The organism is Nocardioides agariphilus (assembly GCF_015352445.1).
GTDB lineage: Bacteria > Actinomycetota > Actinomycetes > Propionibacteriales > Nocardioidaceae > Nocardioides > Nocardioides agariphilus.
On record NZ_JADKPO010000037.1, the window covers coordinates 33428 to 44056 of the forward strand.

General features: G+C 70.1%; 10 protein-coding genes. 7 read left to right on the forward strand and 3 right to left on the reverse strand.

Annotated features, from left to right (window positions below):
• Positions 1–16 precede the first annotated feature (16 nt).
• The gene (locus tag ISU10_RS19930; RefSeq protein ID WP_370865745.1) at positions 17–886 is read right to left on the reverse strand and encodes an alpha/beta fold hydrolase; all 870 of its coding nucleotides are present in this window, start codon (positions 884–886) and stop codon (positions 17–19) included.
• 52 nt (positions 887–938) lie between these two features.
• On the opposite strand from ISU10_RS19930, the gene ISU10_RS19935 reads away from it, so the two are divergent.
• Positions 939–1745, forward strand: a complete 807-nt coding sequence (locus ISU10_RS19935; RefSeq protein ID WP_194698194.1) for a GNAT family N-acetyltransferase — start codon at positions 939–941, stop codon at positions 1743–1745.
• A complete protein-coding gene (locus tag ISU10_RS19940) occupies positions 1738–2220 on the forward strand; it encodes a GNAT family N-acetyltransferase (protein WP_194698195.1) in 483 nt (160 codons plus the stop codon). The genes ISU10_RS19935 and ISU10_RS19940 overlap by 8 nt, the downstream gene beginning before the upstream one ends.
• A 94-nt stretch (positions 2221–2314) precedes the next feature.
• On the opposite strand, the gene leuA is transcribed toward ISU10_RS19940, so the two are convergent.
• On the reverse strand, positions 2315–4042 hold the full coding sequence (leuA, locus tag ISU10_RS19945; protein ID WP_228501426.1) for a 2-isopropylmalate synthase: 1728 nt from the start codon (positions 4040–4042) through the stop codon (positions 2315–2317).
• Between the two features lie 289 nt (positions 4043–4331).
• Between leuA and ISU10_RS19950 the strand changes: the two genes are divergently transcribed.
• Both ISU10_RS19950 and ISU10_RS19955 read left to right on the forward strand, forming a co-directional pair.
• Positions 4332–6026 carry a lactonase family protein gene (locus ISU10_RS19950; protein ID WP_194698196.1) on the forward strand — a complete coding sequence of 565 codons (1695 nt, stop codon included), beginning with the start codon at positions 4332–4334 and terminating at the stop codon, positions 6024–6026.
• A 14-nt stretch (positions 6027–6040) separates the two neighbouring features.
• Positions 6041–6802 (forward strand): SAM-dependent methyltransferase, encoded by a 762-nt coding sequence (locus ISU10_RS19955; protein WP_194698197.1) that lies wholly within the window; start codon positions 6041–6043, stop codon positions 6800–6802.
• Here ISU10_RS19955 and ISU10_RS19960 read toward each other — a convergent pair.
• Complete coding sequence (locus tag ISU10_RS19960; protein ID WP_228501428.1) at positions 6799–8055, reverse strand: serine hydrolase domain-containing protein; 1257 nt, start codon at positions 8053–8055, stop codon at positions 6799–6801. The two genes, ISU10_RS19955 and ISU10_RS19960, sit on opposite strands and share 4 nt — an antisense overlap.
• Before the next feature lie 100 nt (positions 8056–8155).
• On the opposite strand from ISU10_RS19960, the gene ISU10_RS19965 reads away from it, so the two are divergent.
• From ISU10_RS19965 to ISU10_RS19975, 3 genes are read left to right on the forward strand one after another with little or no spacing between them, the layout of a single operon-like run.
• Positions 8156–8659: a flavodoxin family protein gene (locus ISU10_RS19965; RefSeq protein ID WP_194698198.1), complete on the forward strand. Its 504-nt coding sequence runs from the start codon at positions 8156–8158 to the stop codon at positions 8657–8659.
• A 41-nt stretch (positions 8660–8700) separates the two neighbouring features.
• Entirely contained in the window at positions 8701–9507 is an 807-nt protein-coding gene (locus tag ISU10_RS19970) for a septum formation family protein (protein WP_370865746.1), read from the forward strand.
• A complete protein-coding gene (locus ISU10_RS19975) occupies positions 9504–10370 on the forward strand; it encodes a septum formation family protein (protein WP_228501430.1) in 867 nt (288 codons plus the stop codon). Before ISU10_RS19970 ends, ISU10_RS19975 begins: the two co-directional genes overlap by 4 nt.
• Positions 10371–10629: the final 259 nt, after the last annotated feature.

The window sequence follows — 10629 nt, forward strand, 5'->3', positions numbered from 1 at the left end:
CGAAATCAGCGTCGCTTCATGGTGAGCGATGGTTTCGAGACGGTCGCTGCGCGACCTCCTCAGCCATCGAGACACCCCAGCAGGACAGCGCGAAGCGCGCCGCGAGATCGTTGAGACGTTCGGGCCGAGACCGCCACTCGAGGATGCTGCGCGCCTCCACGAACTCGGCGTTGGGCATCTCCTCGGCCAGCATCGCGGCATCGGCGAACGGATGGATCGGGTCGGTCGGGTGGCCGACGATCAGGGCTCGGGCCGTGATCGCCTTGCGCTGCTTGGACTGGGGTGCGACGCGACCGAAGATGATGCCGTGGATCACGGCGGCCACGGAGGCCGGCCGCTGGTCGAGGGTGTCGAGGACGATGCCGGCCCAGAACGGCACCAGGCCTCGCGGGATGGGCCGGGTCAGCGTGCGCACCGACGAGACCGTCCACGGCAGGTACCGAGCGGCGAACATCAGCGGCACGAAGGCCACGATCGCCGCGTGCAGCGCGTTGTTGAGCACCGGCATCTCGATGATCAGGCCCTGCACGCGATGCGGCCACGTGGCCGCGAACTCCAGCGACACGTTGGCCCCCAGTGAGAGCCCGCCGATGACTGCCTTCTCCGCGCCCAGGTGGTCGAGCAGTGCCTCGACCTGGTCGGCGAACGACGACATCGAGTAGACGAGGGGGTCGGCCGGACGGTCGGAGCGCCCATGGCCGAGTAGGTCGAGGGTGACCACGTGGAGGCCCTCGGCCGCCAGCGCACGGGCCAGCGGCTGCTGCATCCGCCGGGGCATCAGCTGACCGTGCAGCAGCACGACCCAGCGGTCACCGGCGCCGTACTCGGTGTACTCCAGGCGGTCCCCGTCGACGAAGAACTGACCAATACGCTCGGAGACCAACACGTTGGCGGAATCTAGTCGCTCGCCGCGATCGATTGGTGGAACTGTGACGCCTATGACGTTGCCGGACCTCGCCGCCATCGAGCGCTACTACGACTCCGTGCCTCGCCCGATGGCCGACGCCGTCGAGGTCGGCCCGTTCACCTTGTTCCTCCCGCACCCCACCACCGACTGGCAGTTCTACGCCCGGCCGAGGCTCGGGCTCTCCGAGGACATCAACGAGTCCGACATCCACACGCTGCTCGCCAAGCAGTTGGAGCTCGGACGTCCGCGCAACCTCGAGTGGGTCGACGAGACGACTCCCTCCCTGCTCCCGGCCGTACGCCGGGCCCTCGGCACGGCTGCCTCCGCAGGGGTTGCCGTGGAGCTGGCCGAGTGTCCCCTGCTCGTGCTGCCGAGTGACACCCGAACGGAGGATCCTGGGGGCAAACCGGACCCCAGGGTCAAGGTGGTGGCGCCGGACGACACCGACCTGGGCTGGGTCATCGGCGCCGTGCACGCGGGCTTCGAGGGCAGCGACGACGTCGTCGAGCGCCCCCTGAGGAACTACCCGGAGCTCATCGAGCAGGGACATCTGGTGATGGTGGCGGCCTACGACGAGGAGGGGCGGGTGGCAGGTGGCGGCAGCGCCGCGCCGCGGGGGGACGCGGCGGAGCTGATGGGGATCGGCGTGCCGCCGTTCGCCCGGCGCCGGGGACTGGGGTCCGCGATCACGCGCGCTCTCATCCGTGCGGTCCGGGCCCGTGGCATCGGCACCATCTTGCTCTCGGCCGGCTCCGACGACGCGGCCAGCATCTACCGTCAGATCGGCTTCGTCGACGTGGGCACGGCCTGCATCCTCGAGGTGTCCGCCGATGGGTGAGTCGACCCTGCGCCGCCTGACGTCGGACGACTGGACCGTGCTGAGCGACGTACGCCTGCGTGCCCTGGCCGACTCCCCCGACGCGTTCGGCTCGACCCTCGAACGCGAGCAGACGTTCGGCGAGAAGGAGTGGCGACGACGTCTGGTCCGCCCGGTCTGGATCGTGGAGGCCGACGGGCGAGGGGTCGCGATGGCCGGCGCCTTCAGCAACGAGGGCGTGCTCCAGGTCTGGGGCATGTGGACCGACCCGGCTCATCGCGGCCGCGGCCACGCGCGCGCCCTGCTCGACGCGCTCGTCGGGGAGGCCGTGCGCGAGGGCCGGGTCGTCGGCCTCCACGTCAACCTGGCCAACCCCGGCGCCCGGGCGTTCTACGAGTCGTACGGCTTCGTCGGCACTGGCGAGCTCGAACCGCTGCGGCCGGGCTCGGACCAGCGGATCGAGCTGATGCTGATCAACCCCAAGCCCGTTGGTTGAGGAAGGCGCGCTGGCGCCTGTCTCGAAACGACGGTGACCATCTCGCTCACGGTGGTTTCGAGACGGTTGCTAGCGCAACCTCCTCAACCAGCGATCAGCTTGCCCGGTTGACCGCCGAGATGACGGCCTTGAGCGAGGCCGTCACGATGTTGGCGTCGAGCCCGACGCCCCACAGCACCTGGTCGCGGACGAGGCACTCGACGTAGGCCGCGGCGATGGCGTCGCCGCCAGCCGACAAGGCGTGCTCGGCGTAGTCGAGCACGCGGACGTCGAAGTCCTGCGGCAGGGAGTTCAGGGCCGCCACGAACGCCGCGATCGGACCGTTGCCCTCGCCGGCCAACGTGGTCGGCTCGCCGTCGACGTAGACGTTCACCGAGAGCTGGTCCTTCTCACCCGCGGCAGCCGAGGTGTGCACGGAGTTGAGGCGCAGCGGGGTCTCGCGGTCGAGGTACTCGGAGCGGAACGCCGTCCAGATCTGCTCGGGCGTCATCTCGCCGCCCTCGGCGTCGGTGTGCTGCTGGATGACGCGACTGAACTCGATCTGCGCGCGGCGCGGCAGGTCGAGCTTGTGCTCGGCCTTGAGGATGTAGGCCACGCCGCCCTTGCCCGACTGGCTGTTGACGCGGATGACCGCCTCGTAGGAGCGGCCGACGTCCTTGGGGTCGATCGGCAGGTAGGGCGCCTCCCACGGGATCTCGGAGACCGGACGGCCCTGCTCGGCGGCGATCCGGTCGAGGTCCTCCAGGCCCTTCTTGATGGCGTCCTGGTGGGAGCCGGAGAACGCCGTGTAGACGAGGTCACCGGCGTAGGGATGGCGCGGGTGGACCGGCAGCTGGGTGCAGTACTCGACGGTGCGCCGGATCTCGTCGATGTCGCTGAAGTCGATCTGCGGGTCGATGCCCTGGCTGAAGAGGTTCATGCCGAGAGTGACCAGGCAGACGTTGCCGGTGCGCTCGCCATGGCCGAACAGGCAGCCCTCGACCCGGTCGGCGCCGGCCATCATGGCCAGCTCGGTGGCGGCGACGGCGGTGCCTCGGTCGTTGTGGGGATGCAGGCTGATGGTGGTGAACTCGCGCCGCGTGAGCTGGCGGGAGAACCACTCGATCTGGTCGGCGTACACGTTGGGCGTCGCCATCTCGATGGTCGCCGGCAGGTTGAGGATGATCTCGCGACCGTCGTCGGGCTGCCACACGTCACTGACCGCCTCGCAGACCTCGACGGAGAACGGCAGCTCGGTGCCGGTGAAGATCTCGGGGCTGTACTCGTAGCCGATGATCGTCTTGTCGAGGACGTTCTCGCTGTGCTTCATGACGAGCTCGGTGCCGCGGACCGCGATGTCCTTGATCTCGTCGTTGCTGGCGTGGAAGACGACCCGGCGGAACAGCGGGGCCAAGGCGTTGTAGAGATGGATGTTGGCGTGGTGGATACCGACCAGCGAGTGCACCGTGCGCTCGATGAGGTCTTCCCGGGCCTGGGTCAGCACCGAGATGGTGACGTCCTCGGGGACCTTGTCGCCCTCGATCAGCTGGCGCACGAAGTTGAAGTCGGTCTCGCTCGCACTCGGGAAGCCGACCTCGATCTCCTTGTAGCCCATCGAGACCAGCAGGTCGAACATCTTCATCTTGCGGGCCGGGCTCATCGGGTCGATCAGCGCCTGGTTGCCGTCGCGCAGGTCGGTCGAGAGCCAACGCGGGGCCTGCGTGATCTGCCGGGTGGGCCAGGTGCGGTCAGGGATGTCGATCGGCGGGAACGCTCGGTAGCGATGGATCGGCATCCCGCTGGAGCGCTGGGTGTTGGTGAATCCTGAGTTCTGCAGAGTCATGGTTCAGTCGTCCTCGAGTGGATCGGTGAGCCGATCAGTTGGCCCAGTGGGACGCCGGCGCGGTCAGAAACCTCCGCAGCGAGGGGTCCGACGGTTCAGACCTCGCTGCGGCACGGAAGGAGGAGGCGCGCGCTCATGACCGGGTCACCATAGCCCGCGTCGTACGTCGCCCGCGACCGCTTGCCAGTACGCGGGACACCGCGTCGGCCTGTTGCCAGCCCGAGAGGCGCGGCTTAGCGTGCCTGCACACCCACGTTGCCGGGCTCGGCCGGTCGAGCAGGAGCAGCCCATGAGCGTCCTCCGACGAGCCCGTTGCGCAGCGGCGCTCACCCTGTTGGCCGTCTGCCTGTCGCCGCTCACGGCCGCGCCGGCGACAGCGGCCGTAGGCGACCCGTCGTACGCCGGGTGCATCGCCGGCACACCGATCACTGGGTGCACCACGGCAGGACCTGGCCTGTTCGCGGTGGACGTCGAGCTGTCTCCCGACGGGAAGCAGCTCTACGTGCTGGGCCGTGAGCCCTCGCTGCGCATCTACGACCTCGCCGCATCTGGCCCCATGGTCCCCCGGTCCGGAGGGGGTAGCTGCTTCAACACCGACGGAGCGAACGGCTGCACCGCGACCGCCGGCTTCACCGACTTCGACGTGCTGGACCTGGCGGTCTCGGCCGACGGGAAGTCCGTCTACGTCTCCGGGTTCAGCAACCTGGTCTCGTGGACGCGAGATCCCTCCACAGGCAACCTCACCCCCAGTGCGTGCTACGGACCGGGCGCGGGGTGCAGCGGTGCGTTCCCACGTGCCGCGGCGGTCTACGCCGTGGTCGTCAGTCCCGACAGCAAGAACGTCTACGTCCGGCAGGCGGGTGGCCTGCTCGTCTACGACCGCAACCCGACCACCGGCGCGCTCACCCTGAAGCCGGGCGCGTCCGGCTGCCTCTCGGAGCTGGCCGTGGCAGGCTGCACCGACTCGTTCGGACTGACAGGCAACGGCTTCGAGATGTCGCTGCCGGCCGACGGCCAGTACCTGTACCTCACCTTTCAGGACCCGGGCGGCGTCAGTGTCTTCAACCGAGCAGGCGACGGCACCTTGACCAGGTACGCCGGCACGAACGGCGGCTGCATCAGCTCGGACGGCAGCAGCACGTCGGCCGGAGAGTGCAGTTCGGTCGGCGACAGCTCTGGCCAGGCGATCACCAACGCATGGGCGGCGACGCTGTCGCCGTCGGGCAAACACGTGTTCGTGTCGGGAAGTGTCGGCACCACGGTCTTCGCCCGAGACGCCGTCACCGGCAAGCTCACCAAGACCGACTGCATCTCACCGGACGTTTCCAGTGACTGCCAGCAGGTGAGCGCCTCGGACGGCATGGGCGTCGAGGTCACACCGGACGGCACCCGGGCGATCGTCGGGTCGAACGGCGTGGCCGGGGTGGGCGTCTACGCCTTCGACGAGGCTGCAGGGACACTCAGCCGGCTCGCGGGAGCCCTGGGCTGCTTCTCGGCCACGCAGCAGACGGGTTGCACCGACCTACCGGGCACCTTCGGCGGCGACGGCAAGGCGGCCATCTCCGCCGATGGCCGCAACGTCTACTTCGCGGCCCTGACCCCGGTGCACCGCCTGGTCTTCGACAGGGTCGTCAAGATCGTCATTCGAGGGCAGGTCGTCTCGTTGGGTCGCGACGCCAGGGCCAGGGTGAAGCTCAGCTGTCCTGCGACCGAGCAGAGCGGCCCGTGCTCGGGAAGGTTGACCCTCAAGACCCGGGGCAAGGTGCTGTTCGGTGGCAAGAGGGTCGTCGTCAAGCTGGCCAGCGCCACCTACCGGGTGCCGGCCGGCACCACGAAGACGGTGAGACTGAGCCTTGGCCAGGCGCGGATCGCCCTGGTCAGACGCGTCCCCGATGCACGCAAGCTCAAGGTGGTCGCCACGGTCAAGGACACGATCGGCAACACGGCCCGGGTGACCAAGCTGGCGACACTGAGGCTGCCCTGACCGAGGATGGGACGGTGAGCCCGTCCTTCGCACCGCCCCATCTCGACCTCACGTTCATGGCACCGCTCTCGGAGGAGCGAGCGGCGCGACTGGTGCGGTTCGTGGCCGACGGTCGGCCCGGCACCGTGCTCGACATCGGCTGCGGCTGGGCGGCCTTGTTGCTGCGGGTGCTGACGGCAGTGCCCGAGGCGATCGGTGAGGGGGTGGACCTCGACGAGGTCGCGATCGCGCACGGACGCGAGCTGGCCGATGCCGCGGGCCTCACCGACCGGGTGGACCTGCGCGTCGACGACGCGCGCGACCTGGCCGGGGGCTGGGACGCCCTGATCTGCATCGGCGCCTCGCAGGTCTGGGGCGCGCCTGTCGAGGACGCCCAGCCGCTGCCGTACTCCGCCGCACTGACGGCTCTGCGGGGCCTGGTCAACCGCGGCGGGCGGCTCCTGTACGGCGACGGCATCTGGTCGCGGCCGCCGACCCCGGAGGCGGTTGCTCCGCTGGCCGGTCGCGACGACGAGTTCCTCAGCCTCGGTGAGGTGGCCGCGCTCGCGGTCGAGGCGGGCTTCGCACCGATCGGGGTGCACGAGGCCTCGATCGACGAGTGGGACGTGTTCGAGGGTGGCTACGCCGCGGCGTACGCGCGGTGGCTGGCCGCGCACGAGCCCGACGACCCGGAGGCCGCAGAGGTGCGCGCCATCGCGGAGGGTCAGCGCGCGGCGTACTTCGGTGGGTACCGCGGCATCCTCGGGCTCGGGTACCTCGAGCTGCTGGCGGTCTAGGGGTCGACGAGGGCCTCGGTGATGAACCTGGCCGCGTCCTGGCCGTTGTAGGTCGCCTCGGGCGAGGCCTGGAACTGCCCGAGTCGCACCACGACGGTCTCGGACTCGGGGTCGACGAGGACGGTCTGACCGCCGAGTCCCTGCGCTGCGAACGCACTCGCCGACAGGCCGGGCATGGCCCGGCCGGCGGGCGGTGTGGGCTGACCGGGGCCGTCTGTGGCCAGCGGGCCGATGATCGGACCGCGCCGGTTGAGCCACCACAGCAAACCGTAGGCCGCGTTGTGCGACTGCGACGGCTGGCCGACCGCCGCCCGCACCCACGAACGCGGCACGACCTGCTCGTCGCCCCACCGACCCTGGTTGAGGAAGAGGTAGCCGAACCGGGCGAGGTCGCGGCAGGTCGTCTGGGCGCCGAAGAACGTGTTGGTGTTGCCCGCCGGGTCGGCCGTCATCTGCGTGTGAGCCATGCCGATCGGGCCGAACAGCCGCTCGGCGGCGAAGTCGCGCGTGGGCTCGCCCGTCGCGGTCGAGATGACACGGTCGAGCGTCTGGATCGCGGCGTTGTTGTAGGCCCAGACCTTGCCGGGCGGGTACTGCTGCCGCAGATCGACGGCGTACTGCGTGCGGTCCTCGGCCTGCGGCAGGTCGGCGTAGTCGCTGCCGAGCTCCCAGAACCGGCCGCTGACGTTGCTGAGCAGGTCGCGCACCGTGACGGTGCTGGAGCGGGTGCCGCGCCACTCGTGGATGTAGCTGCTCGCCCGGTCGGCGATCGCGAGGTCACCGTCGGCCTCGGCCATGCCGACCAGCGTGCTGGTGATCGACTTGGTGACGGAGAACACCTCTCGCGGAGTGTCGGCGTCGACGCCGCCGCGGTTCCACTCGCCGACCACCTGACCCTTGCGGGCGACGAGCAGGCAGGTCGTCTGCGACGGCCGCGCAGCCCTCGCGATGGCCTCCATCCGCTGCGGGTCGAAGCCGAGTGCGCGGGGATTGCCGCTGGCCCACGCCTGCGCCGGGTAGATCGTGCCGTCGGGTGCACGGGTCGGCAGGTCGGCAGGTACGGACGGCAGCGCCTCGTCAGTCGGCGTACTGCTCTCGGTCGCCGCGCTCGTCGCCGCCGAGGTGATCCCGCTCGCCGGGGTCGCCGTGCTGGCCGAGGTGTCGTTGCCCGAGCAGGCGGCCAGGGCGAGGACGCCGAGGGTGCCGATGACGCAGAGGACGACCGGCGCTGAGGTCAGGCGTCTTGCGTGCATCCGTTCGAGGCTACCCACGACAACGGGGTGGCCCCGAAATCCTCGCAACCCTCAGAGGTAGCCCCAGTCGCCCAGCACGGCTCCGCACTAGCCTCAGGCGATGACCTCCAGGTCCCGGCTCCTCGTCGTGCACCACTCGCCGACCGCGACGGTGCAGCGGCTGACCGACGCCGTCGTCGGCGGCACCCGTGACGTGGCCATCGACGGTGTGGAGGTCGTGGTCCTTCCGGCACTGGAGGCGCACGCCGACGACGTGCTCGGCGCAGACGGGTACCTGCTCGGCACCACCGCCAACTTCGGCTACATGAGCGGCGCTCTCAAGCACTTCTTCGACACGATCTTCCTCGAGGCCGGCGGTGCCCTGGCCGATGACGGCTCCGCAGGTACGCCGGCCAGCGGTGCGGGCAAGAAGCCCTACGGCCTGTTCGTACACGGCCGCTACGACACGACCGGAGCAGTCCGGTCCGTACAGGGGATCGTGGGTGCCCTCGGATGGCGACAAGCCGCGCCCGTGTTGGAGGTGCTCGGCACGCCGGAGGACCATCAGCTCGAGGCGGCCTACGAGCTGGGCGCCACCCTCGCGGCATTGCTGAGCGGGACCTGAGCGGCGGCTGGCCTCAGCTGCGGTCAGTAGGATCGCCCGTCGTGACACCCCGCCTGCGCAGAACCACCACCGCGCTCGCGGGGCTGGTGACGGCCCTTGCGCTGGCGGCGTGCGGTGAGGACCTGCCCGACACCGTCGACCCAGGGCAGGTCGACGCGGTCGAGGCGCCCGACCTGGGCGCCTGCCGTGACCTGACGACCGACGACCTCGTGCAGTCGAGCAACGCCACCCGGGTCGTGGAGTGCACGCAGCCGCACACGGCCATGACCTACGCGGTCGGGCCTTTCCCGCGGACCCTCGACGATCTCGACTACGACGCCGCGGAGATCGGGGCGTTCGCGTTCCGGACGTGCTCGTCGGAGTTCGTCAAGCTCCTCGGTGCGGACGAGAGCCTGGCGATGCGGTCGGTGCTGACGTGGGCGTGGTTCCGGCCGTCGAAGGATGCCTGGGACGAGGGCGCCCGGTGGTACCGCTGCGACGTCGTCGGCGGCAGTGCGCAGACCGACGGACTCATCGAGCTGCCGCCCAACGTCAGGGGTCTGCTGCAGCGACCCGAGGACGAGTGGCTCGTGTGTGCGCTGGGTGACACGGTCGACGACTCGATCAAGCTGCCGTGCACCCAAGCCCACGACTGGCGTGCCGTGTCGACGATCAAGCTCGGCGAGGCCGCCGACCCCTACCCCGGCGACAAGGCGTCCGAGGCGACGACCAAGGACTACTGCTCTCAGTCCGTCGGTGCCTGGCTGGGCTACCCCGTCGACTACGACTTCGGCTACACCTGGTTCCACCAGGCGGAGTGGGACGCGGGCAACCGCCGGTCGGTGTGCTGGGCGAAGACCAGCCAATGAGGACCCCGCCGATGCGCCGACGTACGACGTCAGCCGCGGTTGCCCTGGCGGCGACGCTGTGGCTGGTCGGATGCTCGGGCGACGGCGACTCACCGCTGCCCAGCGCCGCGCCGTCGACCACTACGAGCGCCGCCGAGCCCGTGCCGACGCCGACGACCGCCGCGGCGGCGCCCGCGCCACGCAACCTGGCCTGCTACTCCTACGGCTACGCCGCCGCCGTCGCACCCGTTGCGCGCGGGAAGTCCGTGCCGTGCGACAGCGCCCACAACGCGATCACCTTCTCCGTGGGCGACCTCGACACCGTCGTCGACGGCCACCTGGTCTCGGTCGACTCCGACCGCGTGCAGGCTCAGATCGCGGCTGAGTGTCCCCGCGCCTTCGCGAGGTTCGTCGGGGGCTCGGTCCAGGCGCGCCGCCTCAGCATGCTGCGCACCGTCTGGTTCACCCCGAGCCTGCGCGAGTCGGACGCCGGCGCCAACTGGTACCGCTGCGACGCCGTCGCCATCGCGGCGGACGAGAGGCTCGCGCCCCTCGTCGGCCGGCTGCGCGGTGTACTGGACCGACCGAAGGCCGCCGAGCGCTACGCCATGTGCGGCACCGCCGAGCCCGGAACCCCCGGCTTCCGTCGGGTGATCTGCTCGACCAAGCACGCCTGGGTCGCGCTGAGCACCGTCGACATCGCCGGCCGGGCCTATCCGGGTGTGGCGAAGGTACGCGCGGCCGGCCAGCAGACCTGCCAGGACGCCGCCTCCGCGCAGGCAGACGACCCGCTCAACTACGAGTGGGGCTACGAGTGGCCCACGCAGACGCAGTGGCAGACCGGCCAGCACTACGGGATCTGCTGGGGAGTGAGCAGCGGCTAGCGAGGAACGAGCTAACCGCGTCGCGAGGGAAGGTTGAGCAAGCCCGCAACTGAAGAACGAGGTCGCGCAAGGCGCGACGGAACCCGGTGAGGGGCAGGCAGGCCGCTACCAGGGGTTTCGAGACGGTTGCTGCGCAACCTCCTCAACCAACGGAGGGGACCTAGTGCCGCGCATTTGAAGTCTTCATCCGGTTGGCCTTCTTGAGGATCTCGTCGGCAGTCTTGGTCCATACGAACGGGTGCGAGCGGTCGTTCCAGCC

Excerpts from the sequence above, each read along its gene's own strand:
- leuA (WP_228501426.1), bottom strand. The coding sequence starts at position 4,042 with ATGACTCTGCAGAACTCAGGATTCACCAACACCCAGCGCTCCAGCGGG.
- ISU10_RS19935 (WP_194698194.1), top strand. The coding sequence starts at position 939 with ATGACGTTGCCGGACCTCGCCGCCATCGAGCGCTACTACGACTCCGTG.
- ISU10_RS19940 (WP_194698195.1), top strand. The coding sequence starts at position 1,738 with ATGGGTGAGTCGACCCTGCGCCGCCTGACGTCGGACGACTGGACCGTG.
- ISU10_RS19975 (WP_228501430.1), top strand. The coding sequence starts at position 9,504 with ATGAGGACCCCGCCGATGCGCCGACGTACGACGTCAGCCGCGGTTGCC.
- ISU10_RS19960 (WP_228501428.1), bottom strand. The coding sequence starts at position 8,055 with ATGCACGCAAGACGCCTGACCTCAGCGCCGGTCGTCCTCTGCGTCATC.
- ISU10_RS19965 (WP_194698198.1), top strand. The coding sequence starts at position 8,156 with ATGACCTCCAGGTCCCGGCTCCTCGTCGTGCACCACTCGCCGACCGCG.
- ISU10_RS19950 (WP_194698196.1), top strand. The coding sequence starts at position 4,332 with ATGAGCGTCCTCCGACGAGCCCGTTGCGCAGCGGCGCTCACCCTGTTG.